Annotated in this window: 23 protein-coding genes; 9 read left to right on the top strand and 14 right to left on the bottom strand. The window is 72.0% G+C overall.

What is annotated here, in order from left to right:
- Positions 1-182: 182 nt before the first annotated feature.
- Complete coding sequence (locus ACIP63_RS27350; RefSeq protein WP_401520626.1) at positions 183-968, top strand: hypothetical protein; 786 nt, start codon at positions 183-185, stop codon at positions 966-968.
- 62 nt (positions 969-1,030) lie between these two features.
- Here ACIP63_RS27350 and ACIP63_RS27345 read toward each other — a convergent pair whose 3' ends face one another.
- On the bottom strand, positions 1,031-1,777 hold the full coding sequence (locus ACIP63_RS27345) for a GntR family transcriptional regulator (protein ID WP_401520623.1): 747 nt from the start codon (positions 1,775-1,777) through the stop codon (positions 1,031-1,033).
- Between the two features lie 143 nt (positions 1,778-1,920).
- Here ACIP63_RS27345 and ACIP63_RS27340 point away from each other — a divergent pair, with 143 nt between their 5' ends.
- Both ACIP63_RS27340 and ACIP63_RS27335 read left to right on the top strand, forming a co-directional pair.
- Entirely contained in the window at positions 1,921-2,769 is an 849-nt protein-coding gene (locus tag ACIP63_RS27340) for a (2Fe-2S)-binding protein (RefSeq protein WP_401520620.1), read from the top strand.
- Positions 2,770-2,973: 204 nt separating this feature from the next.
- Positions 2,974-4,059 (top strand): DUF2637 domain-containing protein, encoded by a 1,086-nt coding sequence (locus ACIP63_RS27335; protein ID WP_401520617.1) that lies wholly within the window; start codon positions 2,974-2,976, stop codon positions 4,057-4,059.
- A 3-nt stretch (positions 4,060-4,062) separates the two neighbouring features.
- Here the strand turns inward: ACIP63_RS27335 and ACIP63_RS27330 are convergent, their stop codons facing one another.
- A complete protein-coding gene (locus ACIP63_RS27330; protein WP_401520615.1) occupies positions 4,063-4,473 on the bottom strand; it encodes an ATP-binding protein in 411 nt (136 codons plus the stop codon).
- A gap of 253 nt (positions 4,474-4,726) precedes the next feature.
- On the opposite strand from ACIP63_RS27330, the gene ACIP63_RS27325 reads away from it, so the two are divergent.
- The gene (locus ACIP63_RS27325) at positions 4,727-5,125 is read left to right on the top strand and encodes a ribonuclease domain-containing protein (protein ID WP_401520612.1); all 399 of its coding nucleotides are present in this window, start codon (positions 4,727-4,729) and stop codon (positions 5,123-5,125) included.
- Positions 5,126-5,222: 97 nt separating this feature from the next.
- Positions 5,223-5,612 (top strand): barstar family protein, encoded by a 390-nt coding sequence (locus ACIP63_RS27320; RefSeq protein ID WP_401520610.1) that lies wholly within the window; start codon positions 5,223-5,225, stop codon positions 5,610-5,612.
- 16 nt (positions 5,613-5,628) lie between these two features.
- Here ACIP63_RS27320 and ACIP63_RS27315 read toward each other — a convergent pair whose 3' ends face one another.
- Both ACIP63_RS27315 and ACIP63_RS27310 read right to left on the bottom strand, forming a co-directional pair.
- Complete coding sequence (locus ACIP63_RS27315; protein ID WP_401520607.1) at positions 5,629-7,371, bottom strand: pyruvate dehydrogenase; 1,743 nt, start codon at positions 7,369-7,371, stop codon at positions 5,629-5,631.
- A gap of 60 nt (positions 7,372-7,431) precedes the next feature.
- Positions 7,432-8,784, bottom strand: coding sequence for a protein phosphatase 2C domain-containing protein (locus ACIP63_RS27310; protein WP_401520605.1), 1,353 nt, complete (start codon positions 8,782-8,784; stop codon positions 7,432-7,434).
- A gap of 310 nt (positions 8,785-9,094) precedes the next feature.
- On the opposite strand from ACIP63_RS27310, the gene ACIP63_RS27305 reads away from it, so the two are divergent.
- On the top strand, positions 9,095-10,081 hold the full coding sequence (locus tag ACIP63_RS27305) for a helix-turn-helix domain-containing protein (protein WP_362939867.1): 987 nt from the start codon (positions 9,095-9,097) through the stop codon (positions 10,079-10,081).
- 70 nt (positions 10,082-10,151) lie between these two features.
- Positions 10,152-10,634 carry a DUF456 domain-containing protein gene (locus ACIP63_RS27300; protein ID WP_401520600.1) on the top strand — a complete coding sequence of 161 codons (483 nt, stop codon included), beginning with the start codon at positions 10,152-10,154 and terminating at the stop codon, positions 10,632-10,634.
- 53 nt (positions 10,635-10,687) lie between these two features.
- Here ACIP63_RS27300 and rsgA read toward each other — a convergent pair whose 3' ends face one another.
- Entirely contained in the window at positions 10,688-11,851 is a 1,164-nt protein-coding gene (rsgA, locus tag ACIP63_RS27295; RefSeq protein ID WP_401520597.1) for a ribosome small subunit-dependent GTPase A, read from the bottom strand.
- 320 nt (positions 11,852-12,171) lie between these two features.
- On the opposite strand from rsgA, the gene ACIP63_RS27290 reads away from it, so the two are divergent.
- Positions 12,172-12,672, top strand: coding sequence for a DUF5949 family protein (locus tag ACIP63_RS27290; RefSeq protein ID WP_401520594.1), 501 nt, complete (start codon positions 12,172-12,174; stop codon positions 12,670-12,672).
- Positions 12,673-12,802: 130 nt separating this feature from the next.
- On the opposite strand, the gene ACIP63_RS27285 is transcribed toward ACIP63_RS27290, so the two are convergent.
- The 6 genes from ACIP63_RS27285 to ACIP63_RS27260 all read right to left on the bottom strand — a co-directional run bounded on the left by ACIP63_RS27285 (position 12,803) and on the right by ACIP63_RS27260 (position 15,763).
- The gene (locus ACIP63_RS27285) at positions 12,803-13,210 is read right to left on the bottom strand and encodes a rodlin (protein ID WP_401520591.1); all 408 of its coding nucleotides are present in this window, start codon (positions 13,208-13,210) and stop codon (positions 12,803-12,805) included.
- A gap of 117 nt (positions 13,211-13,327) precedes the next feature.
- A complete protein-coding gene (locus ACIP63_RS27280; RefSeq protein ID WP_401520588.1) occupies positions 13,328-13,552 on the bottom strand; it encodes a hypothetical protein in 225 nt (74 codons plus the stop codon).
- Between the two features lie 267 nt (positions 13,553-13,819).
- Positions 13,820-14,230, bottom strand: coding sequence for a rodlin (locus tag ACIP63_RS27275; RefSeq protein WP_401520585.1), 411 nt, complete (start codon positions 14,228-14,230; stop codon positions 13,820-13,822).
- Positions 14,231-14,414: 184 nt separating this feature from the next.
- On the bottom strand, positions 14,415-14,717 hold the full coding sequence (locus ACIP63_RS27270) for a hypothetical protein (protein WP_401520582.1): 303 nt from the start codon (positions 14,715-14,717) through the stop codon (positions 14,415-14,417).
- A 189-nt stretch (positions 14,718-14,906) separates the two neighbouring features.
- On the bottom strand, positions 14,907-15,140 hold the full coding sequence (locus tag ACIP63_RS27265) for a chaplin (RefSeq protein WP_401520579.1): 234 nt from the start codon (positions 15,138-15,140) through the stop codon (positions 14,907-14,909).
- Between the two features lie 221 nt (positions 15,141-15,361).
- A complete protein-coding gene (locus ACIP63_RS27260; protein ID WP_401520577.1) occupies positions 15,362-15,763 on the bottom strand; it encodes a rodlin in 402 nt (133 codons plus the stop codon).
- A 274-nt stretch (positions 15,764-16,037) separates the two neighbouring features.
- On the opposite strand from ACIP63_RS27260, the gene ACIP63_RS27255 reads away from it, so the two are divergent.
- Positions 16,038-16,805, top strand: coding sequence for a chaplin (locus tag ACIP63_RS27255; protein ID WP_401520574.1), 768 nt, complete (start codon positions 16,038-16,040; stop codon positions 16,803-16,805).
- Positions 16,806-17,048: 243 nt separating this feature from the next.
- Here ACIP63_RS27255 and ACIP63_RS27250 read toward each other — a convergent pair whose 3' ends face one another.
- The 3 genes from ACIP63_RS27250 to ACIP63_RS27240 are packed head-to-tail and all read right to left on the bottom strand — an operon-like array spanning position 17,049 to position 20,961.
- A complete protein-coding gene (locus tag ACIP63_RS27250) occupies positions 17,049-17,984 on the bottom strand; it encodes a dihydrodipicolinate synthase family protein (protein WP_401520571.1) in 936 nt (311 codons plus the stop codon).
- Positions 17,981-18,988 carry an oligopeptide/dipeptide ABC transporter ATP-binding protein gene (locus tag ACIP63_RS27245; protein WP_401520568.1) on the bottom strand — a complete coding sequence of 336 codons (1,008 nt, stop codon included), beginning with the start codon at positions 18,986-18,988 and terminating at the stop codon, positions 17,981-17,983. The genes ACIP63_RS27250 and ACIP63_RS27245 overlap by 4 nt, the downstream gene beginning before the upstream one ends.
- A complete protein-coding gene (locus tag ACIP63_RS27240; RefSeq protein ID WP_401520565.1) occupies positions 18,985-20,961 on the bottom strand; it encodes a dipeptide/oligopeptide/nickel ABC transporter permease/ATP-binding protein in 1,977 nt (658 codons plus the stop codon). The genes ACIP63_RS27245 and ACIP63_RS27240 overlap by 4 nt, the downstream gene beginning before the upstream one ends.

Genomic DNA, 20,961 nt, shown 5'->3' with positions numbered 1-20,961 from the left:
ATCACCGCCCTCCCGGGCTCCAGGTGATTGTGAAATCTTTCACCTGACATTGATCCCACCCCTTGGCCCAGCGTGCCATTCCGTGCTGAGATGCGCGCAGACCCTGGCCGACCCCGGCACTCGCCGGCCGGCCTCCACAGCTCGATGGCGCGCTCGGGGAGGGCAATGTGGCGCATACCGCCATGTCTGGTTCCGGAACGACCGCAGATGACGATCCGCCGCTCCAGACAGCGGTATGGCGGCTGCGCTCACGAGCCTGCTGGACGGACGCGGCCGCGCTGCTCGAACCCCGGGCGGCCACCGACCCCGCGGCAGCCCTCCAGCGGACCTCGCTGCTGACGGAGCGGTGCCTCTACACCGGCGTCGGATGGACGGACGCCGAGGACGCGCTGCGCACCGCGGAGGCGCTCGCCCAGGACGACTCCGAGCGCGGGGCGGCCGCCTGCGAACGCGGCTATCTCGCCTACGCCTCGACCCTGCTGGGGGCGCGCGACCGGGCCGACGAGGCCAGCGTGGCGCTCAGCAGAGCCGCCGCCCTGCTCTCCCCCTCGGCCGCCGGCCGCCCTCTGCTGGACTTCCGCCGGGGCCTGATCGCCCAGAACATCGCCGATTCCCCCCAGTCCGCCCGCGCCGCCTACCGCAGGGCGCACGCCGGTGCCACGGCCCGGGGCGACGAACTCCTGCTCTCCTTCACCTGGCGGCACCTCGCCTCGCTCGCCCTGGGCGAGGGGGAGCTGGCGGAGGCGCGGCACGGCTTCGCGGAGTCGCTGCGGATAAGGGAGGAGCTGGGCTATCTCGTGGGCACGGCTCCGGCGCTCATCTCCCTCGCCGACGCCGAGCCCGAACCCGAGGCGGCGGCCCGGCTGCGCGCCGAGGCGGGCCGGCTGTTCCGGCTGCTCGGCGGCGTACCGACCTGGCTCGCACCCCGGCTGGAGCCGCCGTCCCCGGACACCGTCGAGGCGAACTGAGCGCCTTCCCGGACGGCCACGCCTTCCCGGACGTCCGCGCCGTCTCAGGCGACCGCGCCGTCTCAGACGTCCGCGCCGTTGAAGTGTTCACGTACGAGGGACTGCACCACCGTGAGGTCCCGGGCGATGAGCGCGTCCAGGAGCGCGGTGTGCTCCGAGGCGTCGGCGAGGAGGTCGGCCCGGCGGCCCGCGGGGCTGTTGACCAGGGGCCACTGGGACCGGCGGTGCAGGTCGTCGGCCACCGCGACGAGCTGCTGGTTGCCCGACAGCGCGAGCACGGCGCCGTGGAAGGCGCGGTCGCTCTCGGCGTACGCCGCACGGTCACCGACGGCGGCCGCCGCGACCGTGGCGTCGGCCAGCGGCCGCAGCGCGCACCAGCCGGACGCGGGGACGGCGCGGGCGAGCCGCAGCATGACGGGCACCTCGATCAGGGCGCGCACCTCGGCGAGCTCCGCCAGCTCGCGGGGACCCCGCTCGCTGACCCGGAAGCCGCGGTTCGGCACGACCTCGACGGCGCCCTCGACGGCCAGCTGCTGCATCGCCTCGCGCACCGGGGTCGCGGACACGCCGAGGCGGGCACCGAGCGCCGGGGCCGAGTAGACCTCCCCGGGGGCCAGCTCCCCGCCGACCAGCGCGGCGCGCAGGGCGTCCAGGACCTGGCCGCGCACGGAGTGCCGCTGGACCACGCGGGGCGCGGGGGGTTCGCTGTGGGTGTGCTCGCCGCGCGCCTGCTCCGGCACGCGCACGTCCTGCGGGGTGCCCGCGGACGCGTACGGCCGCACGCTCTCACGCGCTCCGCCCTGCTCCACCTGACCCTCCTCCCACTGCCGGGCCGACTCGCGCGCGTCCGGCCCCTTGTGCACGATAGGCGGAGCGGGCCTCAGTTCAAACACCGATCAGTTCGGGTAAGGTAAGGCTTACCTGCAAAAGATCGTGATTCGGTGGTCCCTGAATGACCGTGCCCGCTCTGCTCGCCGCCACCGCCCCGTCCCCACTGACGGCGGCGTACGAACGTCTGGCCGAGGTCTTCCCCGGCCTGCGTGCCGAGGTGCTCACCGACGACGTCGCGGCCCCCTCGGACAGCGGCTGGGTCGGCGCCTCCGAGCTCGCGGCGGGCGGCGCCGCACTGGACGCCTTCCTGGCCTGGGACGAGGCGCAGGTGCTCCGGGACTACGGCACCCGAGCCCGCCCCGACGTGATCGCGAGCTTCGGACTCCACCGCTACGCCTGGCCGGCCTGCCTCCTGGTGACCCTGCCGTGGTTCACGCACCGCCGGGTGCCGCGGATCCCCGTCGGTGACGTCTCCTTCCACCGGGGCCTGGGCCATCTCACCCTGCGCGTGAGCGAGTTCGCCTGCCTGCCCGACGACCCGGCGGCAGGACTGCCCGGCGCCCGGGTCGTCCCGGACGAGTCGGCGCTCCGGGCCGAGGTCCTCGACTCCGTGGCCCAGCACCTCGGTCCGGTGCTGGACGGCTTCCGGCCACGCATGCGGCGCGGGAAGCGGGCCCTGTGGGGCATGGCGACCGACGAGATCGTCGAGGGCCTCTGGTACATCGCGCATCTGCTCGGCGAGGAGAGCCGGGCGATGAGGGAGCTGGAGCTGCTGCTGCCGGGCACCACCAAGCCGTACGTGGGCACGGCCGGCTTCCGTGAACTGACGGGCCCCGACGGGGAATCGCTCCCGACGCGCGACCGCGCCAGCTGCTGCCTCTTCTACACACTGCGGCCCGAGGACACCTGCGTGACCTGCCCGCGCACCTGCGACGCCGACCGCGTCCGGAAGCTGACCCCGGCCGTCTGAGACCCACCATGGTCCGCACCACCCGGGCGGGCGACCGGAATTCGAATGCAACTCGCCTTCCACGACAGGGCGTTCGAAAAGATTCCGCCCAACGATGAGGCCGGTCACCCCAATCGCGTCCACTTGCCCCGAAACCCCCTGAGCGCGGCAGTATTTCCGCCACGATGGCGCCCGAAACGCCCTACGTGACGCAAGGGACCGCGCATGAGACTGACCGACATATCGCTTGACTGGCTGCTTCCGGGCGCCGTGCTGCTCGTGGGGGTCATGGCGGCGGTGACGGTGGTCGCGCGCGGCAAGCGCGCCGCTGGGAAGGCCGCGGCCGACGACAGCTGGGAACGCAGCGAGGAGCGCCGCAGGCGCAAGGAGGCCCTCTACGCCACCGCCTCGTACGTCCTGCTGTTCTGCTGTGCCGCGGTCGCCGCCGCCCTCTCCTTCCACGGGCTCGTCGGCTTCGGCCGGCAAAACCTCAGCCTCTCCGGGGGCTGGGAGTACCTCGTGCCGTTCGGCCTCGACGGGGCCGCGATGTTCTGTTCGGTGCTCGCGGTGCGCGAGGCCAGCCACGGGGACGCCGCACTCGGCTCCCGGCTGCTGGTGTGGACGTTCGCCGGCGCCGCCGCCTGGTTCAACTGGGTGCACGCGCCGCGCGGGATGGACCACGCGGGCGCCCCGCACTTCTTCGCGGGCATGTCGCTCTCGGCGGCGGTGCTGTTCGACCGCGCGCTGAAGCAGACCCGCCGTGCGGCGCTGCGCGAGCAGGGCCTGGTGCCCCGCCCGCTGCCGCAGATCCGGATCGTACGGTGGCTGCGCGCCCCCAGGGAGACCTTCGGCGCCTGGTCGCTGATGCTCCTCGAGGGCGTACGCACCCTGGACGAGGCGGTCGACGAGGTACGCGAGGACCGCCGGGAGGCGGAACAGGACCGGCACCGCAGAAGGGACCAGGCGAAGCTGGACCGCGCCCACATCAAGGCCCTGAACCGGCAGAACCGGGTCTGGAGCCGCGGCGGCCGGTCCGGCCGCCAGGTGGACGTCCAGGCGATCGCCCCGGCACCGGGCGGCGGCCCACCGGCCGTCGCGGAGCCTGCCATAACAGAACCGGGACAACTGCCACTGCGCCCCCGGCCATCCCTCCAAGCCGTGAACGGCTCGAACTCCAGGAGTACTTCGGCACAGACCCCCAGCGGTGAACCCGCGACCGTCGACCTCACGGCCGAGGACGACACCCAGGCCCTGCCCCGGCTCGATTCGCTGGAGCAGAAACTGAAGGACCTGGAGCAGCAGTTCGGCTGAGCGTCAGGCCTTCCCGGCGTTCAGCTCGAACCACACCACCTTGCCCAGGGCCTGCATCGTGACTCCCCAGGAGTCGGCCAGGCTCTGGACGAGGATCAGTCCCCTGCCGTGCGTACCGTCGTCGGCGTTCGGTACGTACGGCGCGGGCTCCTGTCCGGTCACGAAATCGCGCACCTCCACCCGCACCCGCGCGGGCACGGAGGTCACCGTGACCACGGCGCCGTTCCTCGTGTGGATGAGCGCGTTGGTCACCAGCTCGCTGAGCAGGAGCTCCGCCACCTCCGTCTCCTCCGGCCGTCTTCGGCTGCGCAGGAACTCCCGCAGCGCTCCGCGTATCTCCCCCACGGCCGACAGATCGGCATGGCCGACTCTGCGGTGCAGCCGCTTGGGCGGGCTCTCCTGTCGCTTCGTCATGTCCCCCGCACGCACGCTGAATCGGCCTCCCTGAGTTCCGTTTCATGACGTCATGTCTCGAACGCCGTCACGGGATGCATGCCCCACAGGGCAGCGCTCACGCGTCCCCGGGCGTCAACATATGAACGGGCGGTCGCGCAACCCCCGGTCGGCGGCCGGCACGTTACGTTTTTCGTACTCACCGTTAACTCCCCAAAAATTCACTCGTGTTGGCGTTGACGGATGGGGATCTACGCGCGTCATCATGGTGGACATGCGAATCCCCCCACGGATCACCACGCTCGGCGGCGTCGCCGCCCTCCTGTCCGTCCTCTTCGTCGGCGGGCCGGTCACCGCATCGGCCGCGACGGCTCCCTCGACCGCCGCGGTCGGCAGCGTCTGCTACTCCGCGCTGCCGTCCCAGGCCCACGACACACTCGACCTCATCGACGCGGGCGGCCCGTTCCCGTACGAACAGGACGGCACCGTCTTCCAGAACCGGGAAGCCCTGCTGCCCAGCCGGAGCACGGGCTACTACCACGAGTACACCGTCATCACGCCCGGCTCCTCGGACCGCGGCGCCCGCCGGATCGTGACGGGCGAAGAGGTCGAGGAGGACTACTACACCGCGGACCACTACGAGTCCTTCGACCTGGTCGACCACGACTGCTGAGCCGTACACCCACGGACCGGTCCGCGCCGTAGTCCCCCACCTGCGGCGCGGACCATCGGACCGGCGTCGGGAGAACTCGCGCTTGTACGCTCCACGCATGACCGTGACCTATGTGATCGACGGCTCCGGGATCAGCGGCCTGGACGGCTTCTGGGATGCGGTCGGCGAGGCGGTGAACGGCCCCGGCGGCTACTTCGGCCGTGGTCTCGACGCCTTCGCGGACTGCCTCGGCGGCGGTTTCGGCACGCCGGACGACGGCTCCTTCGTCATCGAGTGGCACGACCACGCCCGCTCCGCCCGCGCCCTGGGCCACGAGGAGACCGCCCGCCGGCTGGCCGGTCTGCTCCCCCGGGTCCACCCCACCAACAGGGCGCGCGTCGAGCGGGAGCTGGCCGAGGCCCGGGCGGGCCTGGGCCCGACGCTGTTCGACCAGTTGGTCGACATCATCAGGGAGCGGACCCGGCCCGGCACCCTACGGCTGATGTGAGCCGCACGGGCCCCGCTCAGGGCCGCGGGACGTTGCGGAGGTTGGAGCGGGCCATCTGGAGCATCCTGCCGACCCCGCCGTCCAGGACGATCTTGCTGGCGGAGAGCGCGAAGCCGGTGACCATGTCGGCACTGATCTTCGGCGGGATGGAGAGGGCGTTCGGGTCGGTGACCACGTCGACGAGCGCCGGGCCCTTGTGCCGGAAGGCCGCCTTGAGCGCGCTCTCCAGCTGCTTGGGCTTCTCGACCCGCACCCCGTAGGCCCCGGCGGCCCGCGCGATCTCCGCGAAGTCGGGGTTCTTGTTGGCCGTGCCGAACGAGGGCAGCCCCGCGACCAGCATCTCCAGCTCGACCATACCGAGCGAGGAGTTGTTGAACAGGACGACCTTCACCGGCAGGTTGTACTGGACGAGCGTGAGGAAGTCGCCCATCAGCATGGTGAATCCACCGTCGCCGGACATCGACACGACCTGCCGGTTCCGGTCGGTGAACTGGGCTCCGATCGCCTGCGGCAGAGCGTTGGCCATCGAGCCGTGGCTGAACGAACCGATCACCCTGCGCTTGCCGTTGGGCGTCAGATAGCGGGCGGCCCACACATTGCACATGCCGGTGTCGACGGTGAACACCGCGTCGTCGTCCGCGAGTTCGTCGAGGACCGAGGCGACGTACTCGGGATGGATCGGGACGTGCTTCTCGACCTTGCGGGTGTACGCCTTGACCACGCCCTCGAGCGCGTCGGCGTGCTTCTTCAGCATCCGGTCGAGGAACTTGCGGTCGGTCTTGACCTTCACGCGCGGGGTCAGGGCGCGCAGCGTCTCCCGCACATCGCCCCAGACGGCCAGATCGAGCTTGGACCGCCGGCCCAGGTGCTCCGGACGCACGTCGACCTGGACGATCTTCACGTCGTCCGGGAGGAACGCGTTGTACGGGAAGTCGGTGCCCAGCAGGATCAGCAGGTCGCACTCGTGGGTGGCCTCGTAGGCGGCGCCGTAGCCGAGCAGTCCGCTCATGCCCACGTCGTACGGGTTGTCGTACTGGATCCACTCCTTGCCGCGCAGCGCGTGGCCGACCGGGGACTTCACCCGCTCGGCGAACTCCATGACCTCGGCGTGCGCGCCCGCCGTTCCGCTTCCGCAGAACAGCGTCACCCGTTTGGCCTTGTCGATCATCCGGCACAGCTTGTCGATCTCCTCGTCACCGGGCTTCACGGAGGGCCGCGAGGTGACCAGGGCGTGCTCGATCGACTTCTCCGGGGCCGGCTGCGAGGCGATGTCACCCGGCATCGACACGACGCTGACGCCGCCCCGGCCGATCGCGTGCTGGATCGCCGTCTGGAGGAGCCGCGGCATCTGCTGCGGGTTGGAGATCATCTCGTTGTAGTGGCTGCACTCCTGGAAGAGCAGCTCGGGGTGCGTCGCCTGGAAGTAGCCGAGGCCGATCTCGCTCGACGGGATGTGCGAGGCGAGGGCGAGCACCGGGGCCATGGAGCGGTGGGCGTCGTAGAGGCCGTTGATGAGGTGGAGGTTGCCCGGCCCGCACGAACCGGCGCAGGCCGCGAGGGTGCCGGTGATCTGGGCCTCGGCACCGGCCGCGAACGCGGCGGTCTCCTCGTGCCTGACCTGGACCCACTCGATGGCGGCGTTACGCCGGACGGCGTCGACCACGGGGTTGAGGCTGTCGCCCACGACGCCGTACAGCCGCTTGACCCCCGCCCGCACGAGGATGTCGACGAACTGTTCCGACACGTTCTGCTTGGCCATGGGTGCGCACCCTCTCTGCCTCCGGCTGTCCGTGCCTCCATCAACCCATGGCGTGCCGGGTTACGCCTCCCAGACCGCCGCGCTCGTACGGTCGTCGGCGTACCCCTTGACCCTCAGCTGGGTGTCGGCCAGGTAGGCGGGCAGTCCGGGCGGCCCGTCGGCGGTCCAGCGCCGCGCGAGCTCCGCGGCGAGCGCCGGCTCGCCGCGCATGGGTTCGGCCAGGCCGTTTCCGCAGAGCAGCAGCGTGTCACCCGGCCGTGCCACGGAGGCACGGAAGCGGAAGGGTTCCGCGGGGGGTGGCGGCGGACTCCCGGCGTGCGGGGGCCGGGCCGTGGTGATCTGCAGATCCATCGTCAGCCGGTCCCCGCCGGGGCTCTCCTCGTCCGCCTCCCGGCCGGACGCGGGGAGCACGGGGTCGAGGTCCTGCCAGACCCCGTCGCGCAGGCGGAAGAGGCCGCCCCGTCCGATGCCGAAGAAGACCCGGGTACGGCACTCCGGGTCGGCGGACAGCAGCAGACAGCGCAGGTCGGCGTTGTACGCGGACGGTTGGAGGCCGAGCTCGGCGGCCCGGCCGCGCAGCTTGCCGTAGGTGCGGTCGGTGAGGCGTTGCAGCCCCGACTTGAGGTCGCCCCTGCGTCCTGCCCTTATGTCGTCGGAGAGCCGGGCATGACTGCGGGCGACGGATCCGCCGATCCAGCGACAGGCGTCGGCTGCGGCGAGGCGGGTCTGTTCCGTGCCGCGGGCTCCGCCGGCCACCGCGACGAGGACCAGGGCGCTGTCCCCGGCGCCGAAACGCGCGGTGAGCAGGGCGTCGCGGCGGGGCTCGCCGCGGAAGCGCGCCGAGTCGCCGCGTACGGACGCGGCCCGCAGGGTGTACGTCCCGTACCTGGCGCCGTCGAGGACCGTGTCGGGGACGAGGCCGTCGAGGTCGTCGGGGCCGGAGGCGGGCAGGGCGGCGGGCTCGGCGTCGTAGGTGGGGGGCCGGTCCCCGATGTGGCCGACGGCCGGGCGTACGGGCGGGGCCCCGGCCGGCTCCGGCACGGCGGGTGGGCCGGCGGCCGGCGTCCGTACCGCGAAGGTCCGCGGCTCAGGAGGTCCGGTGGGGGCCTCCCAGGGGGCGCGCCCGACCGCGACGGTGCGCGCGGGCGGGGACTCCGGCGCGGGAGGCGGGGGTTCCGGCGCGAGGTCCGCCTCCGGCAGGCGCGGGTCGGGCAGCGGCACCACCGTGACCGGGTGGTCCACGTGCTCCGCCCGGTCGGTCTCCGGGCCGCCCACGGCGTCCGACGCGGAGTCGAAGCGGTCGTCGAGGCTGTCGGCCGCGCCGCTCGGCCCGGCGTCCGGCGCGGTCTCGTCGTACAGCGCCCGCCACCAGTCGTCCTCATGGGCGGCGGGCTTCTCCCCCTGCTGGCTCATGCCCATATTGTCGACCGCTCGGGGCGTACGAAACCGGGTCATCCGGAAAAGTGGCCCGGAAGTGGCTCCGGAAAGGTGACCCGCCAGGCGTCCCCACCCCCCACGGGAAGGTCGCCCGGCGGGCCGGTCTGTGTGCTCGGCCCGCCGCCCATGGCGCGGGCGTCGCCTCGGTGGCGCCAGATTGTCAGAGAGACGGGTACGACGGGGCATGATGGGCCCGGCGGGTTTACGCCGTGGCTGTTTCCCGCCACCGCACACCCCGCCCGACGGGCGCGGGAAGGCGCGAGCACGGAGCCGGGGAGGGCCGAGGATGCTGTCAGCGATAGGTCTCGACGAGAGACAGGAAGCGGCCTACCGGGCACTGGTCGCGGCCGGTGCCGCGGAGCTCTCCGACCTCGCGCGCCGGCTCGCCCTGCCGGAGGCGGACACCGAGCGTGCGCTGCGCCGGCTGGAGCAGCAGGGGCTCGTGGCCCAGTCGTCGTCACGGGCGGACCGCTGGGTCGCCGCCCCGCCCGGGGTCGCCCTGGGCGCGCTGCTGACCCAGCAGCGCCATGAGCTCGAACAGGCGGAGCTGGCGTCCGCGCTGCTCGCCGAGGAGTACCGGGCGGAGGCCGCCGAACCCGCCGTGCACGACCTGGTGGAGGTGGTGACGGGCGCGAGCGCGGTGGCCCACCGGTTCCACCAGCTTCAGCTGGGCGCGACGTCCGAGGTCTGCGCGCTGGTCACGGGGAAGCCGATCGCGGTCACCGGGATGGAGAACGAGTCCGAGGAACGGGCGGCGATGCGCGGTGTGTCCTACCGCGTGGTCGTCGAGCGCGACGTGCTCTCGCTGCCGTCCGGGATCGTGGAGCTGTCGGCGGCGCTGGGCCGCGACGAGCAGTGCCGGGTGGTCGACCGGGTACCGACGAAACTGGTGGTCGCCGACGCCGCACTGGCCATGGTGCCGCTGACCGGCCGGGGGGCCGAGCCCGCCGCCCTGGTGATCCATGCCAGCGGGCTGCTGGAGTCCCTGATGGGCCTCTTCGAGGCGGTGTGGCGGGACGCGATGCCGCTGCGGCTCGGCGGGAGCGGGATCCGTGAGGAGAACGGGCCGGGCGCCGACCCGACCGACCTGGAGATCCTCTCGCTGCTGCTGGCGGGTCTGACGGACGCGAGCGTGGCGAAGCAGCTGGACCTGGGGCTGCGGACGGTGCAGCGGCGGGTGAAGGGGCTCATGGAGCTCACCGGGGTCACCACCCGGCTGCAGCTCGGCTGGCACGCGTACGAACGTGGCTGGGTGGCCCGCGCCCCGCGCTGACCGCGGCTTCGGCAGCTCGTCGGGACAGCGCTGACGGGCGGGACCCGGCGTACTCCGGCACGCTGGTCGAATGAGTGTGTGGCAGCTCGTTGCCGTCGGGGCGGTGATGCTGCTCGGCCTGGTCGGCGTCCTGGTGCCGGGCGTGCCCGGGCAGGCGATCGTCTGGGCCGCGGTGCTCTGGTGGGCGCTGACCGACCCGACCCCGGTCGCCTGGGGCGTGCTGATCGGCGCGACCTGCCTCCTGCTGCTGAACCAGGCGCTGAAGGCGCTGCTGCCCTCGCGGCGCCCCCGCGAGTCGGGGGCGCCGCGCAAAACGCTGATGGCCGGCGGCCTCGCGGCGATCGCCGGCTTCTTCGTCGTACCGGTGGTGGGCGGGATCCTCGGATACGTGGGCGCGGTCTACTGCGCCGAACGCCTGCGGCTCGGCAGCCGGGCGGCGGGCTGGACCTCGCTCCGGTCCGTGATGCGGGCGACGGGGTACTCGGTGCTCCTGGAGCTCTTCTGCTGTCTTCTGGCGGTGGGTGCGTGGCTGGGTGCGGTCATCTGGGGCTGAGGCGGGAGGGGGCCGGAACGGCGACGGCGCCCGGCCTCCTCCCGCCGTTCCGGCTAGCGCGTCCTGCCGCGCTTCATCGCCATCGCCGCCCGGCCCTCCGCTCCCCTGCGCTTCCACTCACGCAGGGTCTCGGAGCGCAGCCGGGCGTCCGTCTTCGCCGCGATGCGGTGGTTCTCGCGGAGCAGCTTGCGGTAGCTGTCGAGGCGACGTTCGGGCAGCGACCCGTCCTCGATGGCGCCGAGCACGGCACAGCCGGGCTCGGCCTCGTGGGCGCAGTCATGGAAACGGCACTGCCGGGCCAGGTCCGCGATCTCCGAGAAGACCTGGCCGACGCCGGCCTCCGCGTCCCAGAGACCCACCCCCCGGAGCCCGGGGGTGTCGATCAGGACGCCGCCCCCCGGCAGCACGAGGAGGTTGCGGGTGGTCGTGGTGTGGCGGCCCTTGCCGTCCACGTCCCGCGCAGCCCGCACATCCATCACGTCCTCGCCGAGCAGCGTGTTGGCCAGCGTCGACTTGCCGGCGCCGGAGGTCCCGAGCAGCACGCTCGTCCCGCCGCCGACGATCGCCCCGAAGACGTCCACGCCCTCCCCCGTGGCGGAGCTGACGGGGAGCACCTGAACCCCGGGGGCGATGCGCTCGATGTCCTCGACGAGGTGGGACAGCGTCGTGGCGTCGGGGACGAGGTCGGCCTTGGTGAGCAGTACGAGCGGGTGAGCCTCGTACCCCTCGTGAGCGGCGGAGCGGCTCGCGTCGCCGAGCAGAGCGGCGCCGGCGGTGCTGGACATGGCCAGCGCCAGGAACCGTTCCAGCCGTCCGAGGTCCAGCTCGACGGCGAGCGAGACGCAGACGACGATGTGATCGATGTTGGTCGCGAGGACCTGGCCCTCGGAGCGCTGCGACGACGTCGAGCGTACGAAGGCGGTGCGGCGGGGCAGGAGCGTACGGACGAACTGCGGGTCGCCGTCGGGGTCGACGGCCACCCAGTCGCCGGTGCAGACGATCCGCATGGGGTCGCGGGGCACCACGAAGGCGGTGTCCGCCCTGAGGGTGCCGTCCGGAGTGACCACGTCACACCGACCGCGGTCGACCCGCACCACGCGTCCCGGCAGGAGTCCCTGCTCGGCGTACGGGGCGAAGGTGTCGGCCCATGCGTCGTCCCAGCCGTACGGGGCCAGCGGGTGCGACGGGGTGGAAGCCTGGGAGATCGGGAAAGACAAGGGAAACCCTTCACAAGGGCGGCCCCGGCACCGCGCGTTCAGGCGCGGAGAGAGAAGGTCAAGGTCAGCCGGCGGCCGCAGGGGTGGGAACGATGCACTTCGGGTCGTGGGCAGCGCCCACCGCAACGACAGTCATCAATGTCCTCACCTCCTGGTTCCTCGAACTGGGCACAGCCTAGCCCGGGGGCTCCCCGGACAGTCAAAGGGTTTTTCCGGACAGCACTTCGCGCGCGGCGGATTGGACCGGGTTGGCAGGAATATTCCCCGATCAGGTGATACGCATGCACAAGGACCGGTCTCGGGCCGTTAGGGTGCCGGACATGACCTCACCCAAATCCGCCACCGCCCCTTTCTCACCGGCCCAGTTGGGCACCCAGATCCTGATCGGCTGGAGCGGGTCGAACCCTGGAACAGGGCGTGAGACCGCCTTCCTGCTCACCTACACCCTCGGCGACGCTCCGGGCGGACCGGAGGCCGGCGAGAGGGCCATGCGCACCGCCCTGGAGCGCAGCGGCCTGCGAGTGGGGGGCGAGACCCTGGACGCCACGGATCTGCCGAACCTTCCGGTGAAGCTCCTCATCCAGGCCGGCCAGGCCGTCCTGACGCTGCCTCACTTCACGGCGCAGTACACCGTTCCGCCGGAGTGGCTGGCCGCGGCACGGTCGGAGGGCACGGTGCACGGGATGTTCGCCACGCGCCCCTGGCCCGCGGCCGTCCCCGGGCAGCCGGTCGGTGAGGATCTGCTGCGGTCCTTCGTGGGCGACCCCGAGGTCATCAGCACCTCCGCCCACTGCCTCATGCCGGTACGCAGCCTGGGCTGACCCGCTCCCCCTCGTGCGCGAACGGTGCCCACCACCCCCCGTGGAGTGGTGGGCACCGCCGTGTGTGCCACGCAGCCGAATGCGGGCGGCCCGCAGGCGATACGCCCGGAGCCGCCCGCATTCGATCGTGTCAGTTGTTGCCGACGCCGTTGCCCGAGAGCACCGGGATGTCGTTGAGGATGTGCGACAGCGGCTCGTCACCCTTGGCCTGGGTGGAGTTGTCGGCGCACTGCTGGTTCTGCGGGTTGGACAGGACGTTGACGTCCTGGACCGCGATCGGGACGAGGCCGATCAGGGAGCCCACGTTGGCCTTGACGGGCAGGGCGATGCACGGCTTGTTCAGCGAGCCCTGGACGAGGCTGAGCTGCGGGCTCTGGTCACCCTTGGTCTCGCTGTTGCCGTACTCCGCCTCGGCACCGTTGCCGTTGACCGTGGTGGTGCCGTGGTCGTTGCCGATCGCCATGGCCGAGGGGGCCGCGGCGGCGGAGAGACCGATAAGGGACACAGCCACAGCGGCGGCGGCGGTCATCTTCTTCATTACGCTTCACCTTTCGGAGCGTCCCGTTGTGGAACGTACTGGTTAACCAAGAACGGAAGGTTTGGTTCCGCTACACCACTCGAACGAGTTGGATCACGTTCGCGGTCGACGAGGCCGTTACCCGCGCCCCTCTTCCGCACGTGCGGCGGGGACGAACGCGCCCTTCCGCCGTCGCGCGGAGCCGCGGGTCACCCGCGCGCCGGGCGACGCGTCCACCGGGCCCGGCCGGGCGGCACGCCGCGCCGCTTCCTGCCATTCGGCGAACAGCCGGTCGTAGATCGGCGTGGAGCTCTCGGGCAACCGGTCGCGGCCGGGGGCGTGATGACTGTCGTACGGGTCCATGAGGCGCATCTACCCGGCCGCGCGTGCGGCGTGGGCCGCGCGTGAGGCAACCGGCCCAATCCCCGCACTATCGGGCTACCCGACGTGCAGACCGGCGGACGACCGGCCGGGCGCGGACAGACACGTGGGGCCGCTCCGCCCCCGCGGCCGACCGAGGTCGGCAGCTGCACGGACGGAACAGCCCCACGCGTCTTCACGAACTACGACGAGGCGGGAAACGGTGCACCCTGGCCGGAATGGCGCAGGGGGATCCGGAGTCGCGCGGTGTCAGTTGTTGCCCGCGCCGTTGCCCGAGAGCACCGGGATGTCGTTGAGGATGTGCGACAGCGCCTCGTCACCCTTGGCCTGGGTGGAGTTCTCGGTGCACTGCTGGTTCTGCGGGGAGGACAGGACGTTGATGTCCTGGACCGCGACCGGGATGAGCCCGAGGAGCGAGCCGACGTTGGCCTTCGCGGGCAGCGCGATGCAGGGCTTGTTGAACGAACCCTGGATCAGGCCGATCTGCGGGCTCATGTCGCCGTGGGTGCTGCTGTTGCCGTAGTACTGGTCGGCGCCGTTGCCGTTGACCGACGTCGTGCCCTGGTCGTTGCCGATCGCCATGGCCGAGGGGGCCGCGGCGGCGGAAACGCCGGCGACGGAGGCGGCGACTGCCGCCGACGCCAGAATCTTCTTCATCATGAAACGTGCCCTTCTGGTATTTCTGTTGCCCGCCTGTCCGGAGCATTCTGTTCAACTCGGCCCCGTGGCAATGGTTGCGCCATTTCACCCGAACGATTCCTCGGCCGGACCGCCGCACAATGCGGGGACCCCCGTCATGGGAACAGTGCGGAGTGAAAGGGCGGGCCAGGCGCCACGCGGCCGTTCAGCCGCCCAGCGGCAGCCCGCCCAGGAGCGGCCCCGCCGCATCGGCCACACCGTTCACCGCGTCGGCCGACCTGCTGACCGTGCCGTCCTCGTGAACCGCTCCGGCGGTCTCTCCGACTGCGTCCACCACGGGGTTCACCACCTGGTCGGGGATCTGCGGCGCGGTGGACGTCAGCTCGTTCACGCCGGTGGTGAGGCTGAGCCTGGGGGCCGTGGGGGTGGTGGCGGCGAAGGCGGGGGCAGCCGCTCCGAGAGCGGCCACGGAACCTGCGACAACGGCGACGGTCTTCGCGTACTTCACTTCTCAAATCCCTTCTGCGGGCGGCGTCCGCCGCCTCTGAACGGGACAACGACCGAGCCCCGGACCGGGAAACTGCGTACGCCGGCATTTCCCCCTTCGCGCTGGGCCCGGAAAGTGGGAAAGGCCCCGGGGCGCGATATGCGCTCCGGGGCCTTCTCATGACGAGCCGTCGGCTCGAACGACAGAAGATCAGTCGTTGATGCAGGTGTTGCCGAAGGCCGGGTTGAGCAGACCGATCACGTTGATGGTGTTGCCGCAGACGTTGACCGGAATGTGGATCGGAACCTGCACGACGTTGCCGGACAGGACGCCCGGGGAACCGACGGCAGCGGCACCGGCGCCGGCGTCAGCCATGGCCGGGGCAGCGGCGCCGAGCGCCATGAGGGTTCCGGCGGCGACGGCGGCAACCTTGGTGTACTTCACTTTCATCCCTTTCTGCAGCGGAGTCCTGGGCGGGCACGTCTTTCGTGCCGCACGAGCGATTACGTGAATGCGCTCGTGACTCCGGAGCTGTAATCCGTAACGAGTGGCGGGCGACATCGAAACGCTATGGGAGCCGTTTCTCGGAAAACCGCCCGAATGCTGCAGGCCCGGGCCGCGCGATGGAGGAGTGTCGGCGGCCCGGGCCGGTCGTTGAGGGCCGGTCAGCTGTTGCCGGCACCGTTGCCGGAGAGAACCGGAATGTCCGACAGGATGTGCGACAGCGGCTCGTCGCCCTTGGCCTGGGTGGAGTTGTCGGCGCACTGCTGGTTCTGCGGGTTGGACAGGACGTTGATGTCCTGGACCGCGATCGGGACGAGGCCGATCAGCGAACCCACGTTGGCCTTGACCGGCAGGGCGATGCACGGCTTGTTCAGCGAGCCCTGGACGAGCGTGAGCTGCGGGCTCTGGTCACCCTTGGTCTCGCTGTTGCCGTACTCCGCCTCGGCGCCGTTGCCGTTGATCGACGTCGTGCCCGTGTCGTCACCGATCGCCATGGCGCTGGTCGCCGAGAGACCGAGGATGGAGGCGGCGACGGCGCCCGTGGCCAGAACCTTCTTGATCACGATGAACCCTTCTCGTACCGAGTGCCCCGCAGCGGAGCACCCTGATCAACTCGCCGCCGGGCATTTGGTTCCCCCCGTTCACCCCCATTCACCCGAATGCCAGAACTCCGCCGCGAGACGAACACGCGTACGTGACCCTTTCGGGTGGTTACACGATTTCCACGGATCTCCAAGTTTCCCCCGCATCCTTCGCGTCGTTATGGATGCGTCCGCGTCGATGGCATGACCGCCATCAGGGTCACCGCCCACGCGATTTTCCGGAGAAGGGCATGTAATGCGACAGGTTCTGAACAAAAGCATGATCGTCATGGCGGCGGCGTCGGGCATCCTGACCGCCGCAGGCGGTTACGCACACGCCGACGCCTCGGCCGACGGAGTGGCCGCGAACTCCCCCGGCGTCGGTTCGGGCAACGCCGTGCAGGTCCCGGTGCACGTTCCGGTCAACCTCTGCGGCAACACCGTGGACGTGATCGCCCTGCTCAACCCGGCCTTCGGCAACACCTGCGCGAACGTCAGCTCGGGCGACGAGCACAAGGAGGAGCACGGCGGCGCCTACGGGGACGAGCACGACGACGCCTACGGGGGCGGACAGGGCAGCCAGGGCTCCGGCGCGAGCGCGGACGCCCAGGCCGTCGGCTCCCCCGGCGTCCTGTCCGGCAACGTGGCCCAGGCCCCGGTCCACGTCCCGGTGAACGCCTGTGGCAACAGCGTCAACGTGGTCGGCCTGCTGAACCCGGCCTTCGGCAACACCTGCGTCAACGACAGCGGTTACGAGCACCCGCCGGTCGAGCCGCCGGTGGTGGAGCCGCCGACCGTCGAGCCCCCGACCGTCGAGCCCCCCACCTCGAAGCCGCCGGTCCAGCCCCCGGCCGAGGAGCCCCCGGCCGTGGTGCCGCCGGCCGGCAACCCCGGTCCGAACACTCCCGACACCCAGCTGGCCCAGACCGGTGCGGGTGACATCGGCATGGCCGCCGGCGCCAGCGCCGCACTGCTGCTGGGCGGCGCGGTGCTCATGCGCCGCACCCGCGGTTCGCGCAACTAGTCCCGCACAGGAGGAGGGGCGGTGGGGGGCGCGGTGGGCGGCGGGCCCGCCGCCCCCCCGGGGGGGGGCGCGCGGGTCGAGGGGGGGGTACGCGCCCGCGGCTGGGTGCGGGCGGGGGGGGGGGGGGGGGTGCCCCGGCCCCCCCCCGCGGGGCGCCCCCCCCCCCCCCCCCCGGGGGGGGGGGGGCGCCCCTCCATTTTGGGGGCCCCCCCCCGGCCCCTCCTCCTGTGCGGGGACGTGGTGTCAGACGCGGGACAGGCCCGCCCGGTCCAGGAGCGCGGCGATCGCCTTCGCCTCGCCGGCGTCCAGGCGGCGCATCGGCGGGCTCATCACGTTGGTCGCGATGACGCCGCGCAGCATCAGGGCGGTCTTGAAGGCCCCCAGCCCGGCGGCCGTCGCCGAGGCGGTGCCGGGTGCGGCGGCCCCGACGATGTCGAACAGCGCGACCAGCCGGTCCTGTTCGGCCCTGGCGGCGGCCCAGTCCCCCTTCACGGCGGCTTCGTGCAGACGGACGTAGCCGTGCGGGTCCACATTCCCCAGGCCGGGCACCGACCCGTCCGCGCCGCTCAGCATCATCGAGTCGACCACGAGCTCATGCCCCGTCAGGACCGAGAAGCCCGGGTGCTCACGCGCCCCGATGACCAGTCGGCGGAAGGATCCGTCGTCCCCGCTGGAGTCCTTCACACCCGCGAGCACCCCGTCCGCGGCGAGCGGCAGCAGCAGTTCCGGGTCCAGTTTGCTGTGCACGCAGACCGGCACGTCGTACGCGAGGAGCGGGAGGTCCACGGCTGCCGCGATGTCGCGGAAGTGGCGGTCGATCTCCGGGGCGTGGGTGCGCGTGTAGAAGGGCGCGGTGGCCACGATCGCGTCGGCGCCGAGGCCGGCCGCGGCGCGGGCCCGCTCGATCGCCCGGTTGGTGGTGGTCTCGATGGCGCCGACGAGGACGGGCACCTGTCCTGCGGCGGCCGACGTGATCACCTTGATGACCTCGTCCTGCTCCGCGGGTGTCAGATAGGCGGTCTCGCCGGAGCTTCCGAGGGCGAAGAGTCCGCCGGCTCCCCCTTCGAGGAGGTGGCCGACGACCCGCTCCAGGGACGCCCTGTCGAGTTCGCCGTCCGCGGTGAGCGGCGTGACGACGGGCGGGATCACTCCGGAGTACGGGGTGGTGGGGGCGGTCATGCGGTGCTCCTTGCGGGCGGTACGGGGGTCAGGTCCCCGGTGAGGGAGACGGGGGGCCTGGGGTGGACGCAGTGCCAGCGGTGTTCGCCGGACCCGGAGGCCCCGGCCGGGAAGGCCGTGGTGCACTCCGCGTCCGCATGCCGGCAACGGGTGCTGAACGGGCAGCCGGGCGGCGGGTTGGTCGCGGAGGGGACCGGGCCCGTGAGCACGATGCGCTCCGTGGCCTCCAGCAGGCTGGGGGTCGCGGAGAGCAGCGCCTCGGTGTACGGGTGCCTGGGGGTGCCCGCCACGTCGGCGGCGCGGCCCTCCTCGACGATCCGGCCGAGGTAGAGGACGGCGATGCGGTCGGCGAGGTAGCGCACGGTCTGGATGTCGTGCGAGATGAACACCATGCCGAGACCCAGGCGTTCGCGCAGGTCGACGAGGAGGTTGAGCACCTGGGCGCGTACGGACACGTCGAGCGCGGAGGTCGGTTCGTCGGCGACGATCAGCTCCGGTTCGAGGGCGAGGGCGCGGGCGATGGCGACGCGCTGGCGCTGGCCTCCGGAGAGCTGCCCGGGCAGCGCGGCGAGGGTGTGGCCGGGCAGCCCGACCAGGTCGAGCAGTTCCTCGACGCGTGCCTCGCGCTCCTCACGGGTGCCGCGCTTGTGCACGTCCAGCGGATCGCGGAGGATCTGCCGGACCGTGAGGCGCGGGTTCAGCGCGGTGGAGGGGTCCTGGAAGACGACGCCGACGGCCGAGCCGAAGTCGTTGCGCCGCTCGGCGCCCGTCATCTGCCACAGGTCGCGCCCGTGGAAGCGGACCTCTCCCTCGGTGGGCTTCTGCAGTCCGGTCAGCACCCGGGCCAGGGTGGACTTCCCGCAGCCGGACTCACCGACCAGCCCGACGATCTCGCCGCGCCTGACCTCCAGTGTGGCGTCGGTGAGGGCGTGGACCGCGTCGCGGCTGAAGAGGCCTCCGCTGCGTGCCTTGTGGCGTACGTGAACTCCGTCGAGCCTGATCACAGGGCGCTCCCTTCCAGCTTCTTCGCGGCGTCGGCCCCGGACGGGTGGTGGCAGGCGAAGCCGTGGTCCCTCTTGATGCCGCGCCCGGTGAGTGCGGGGGGCGTGGTGCGGCAGAGGTCGGTCGCGGCACCGCAGCGCCCGGCGAAGCGGCATCCCCCGCCGAAGCCCTGGGGAGCGGGGACGACGCCGCGGATCTGGTGGAGGCGGTTCGCTCCGGCTTCCAGGGACACGACGGAGCCGAGGAGGCCGCGGCTGTAGTGGTGGGCGGGGTCGGTGAGGACGGACCGGGTGTCGCCGATCTCGGCGAGCCGGCCCGCGTACATCACGGCGACCCGGTGCGAGAGGTCGCCGACCAGGGCGAGGTCGTGGGAGACCAGCACCATGGCGAAGCCGAGCTCGTCGCGGAGCCGGATGAGGAGTTCGACGACCTGGGCCTGGACGGTGACGTCGAGGGCGGTGGTCGGCTCGTCCGCGATCAGGAGGCGGGGGCTGCGGGACAGGGCCATGGCGATGAGGACGCGCTGGCGCTGCCCGCCGGAGAGCTCGTGCGGGTAGCTGCGCAGGGTGCGTTCCGGCGAGAGGCCGACCAGTTCGAGGAGTTCGGCGGGGGTCTTCGTGCCGCCGCGTGAGGTCAGCTGCCGCAGCTGGGTGCCGACGAGCACGGAGGGGTTGAGGGAGGAGAGCGCGTCCTGGTAGACCATCGCGATCTCGGGGCCCATCAGGGCGCGGCGTTCCTTGGGCGGGAGCTTCAGCAGGTCCCGGCCCCGGTAGAGGATCTCGCCGCTGACCTCGGCGTTGCGGGCGAGGAGACCCATGACGGCGAGGCTGGTGACGGACTTGCCGCAGCCGGACTCGCCGACCAGGCCGAGGGTCTCGCCCTCGTGGACGGTGAAGTTCAGCTCGTCGACGACCGGGATGTCGCCGTAGCGGTCGGGGAATCGGATCGCCAGGTCGCGTACGACGAGGAGGTCGTCGGCGTCCTCGCGTACGGGGGTGATGGTGGGTTCGGTGGCGTCGATGTGCCGGGCGAGCTCGGCCAGGGCGGCGTCGATGTCGGCGGTGGAGGCGGCCTCGACCGGGTCCGGTGCCGTGGTGGCGGCCGGCTCGGCGGCGGGGCGTGCGCTCCTGGGCGCCGCCGAGGCGTCGGTGAGGCCTTCGGAGAGGATGTTGAGCGCGAGGACGGTGACGAGGAGGGCCAGGCCGGGGAAGAAGGTGGCCCACCATCCGCCGGCGAGGAGGATCTGCCGGCCGTAGGCGAGGACACTGCCCCAGCTCGGGTCGGGATCCTGCACGCCCGCTCCGATGAAGGAGAGGCTGGCCTCGAAGATGATGGCCTCGGCCACCATGACGGTCGCGAACACCATGACCGGGGCCATGCAGTTGACGGCGACGTGGCGGAGCACGATGTAGCCGCGGCGGGCCCCGATGACCTTCTCGGCGGCGACGTAGTCCTCTCCGTACTGGGCGAGGACGTTGGCGCGTACGACGCGGGCGAGGGAGGGGGTGTAGACGAAGGCGATGGTGAAGATGATCACCGGGACGCTGGTGCCGAAGACGGCGACGAGGACGGCCGCGAGGGCGATCGGCGGGAACGACATCACGACGTCGAGGGTGCGCATGACGGACTCGTCACCCAGCTTGCGCGAGGTGGCGGCGAGCGAGCCGAGCAGGGCTCCGGCGACCAGGGCGACGGCGTTCGCGCCGAGGCCGATGACCAGCGAGTAGCGCGAACCGTGCACCACACGGGCGAAGACGTCGCGGCCCGCACGGTCGGTGCCGAACCAGTGGTCGCCGTCCGGGGCCTGTACGGGGGTGCCCGTGGTGAGCGGGTCCTGGGTGAGCAGAGGGGCGAGTACGGCGCCGAGGACGACGACGATCAGCACGCCGAGGGCGATGCGGGAGGTGACCGGGAGGGCGCGGAAGGCGATGCCCGGTCGGGAGAGCTTGTCGGCCAGACGGCCCGTGGCGAACAT

Origin of the sequence: Streptomyces sp. NPDC088746 (assembly GCF_044751065.1) — a bacterium.
GTDB lineage: Bacteria > Actinomycetota > Actinomycetes > Streptomycetales > Streptomycetaceae > Streptomyces.
The sequence above is the reverse complement of the archived record's forward strand: the minus strand, read 5'-3'. Positions and strand labels throughout refer to the sequence as shown.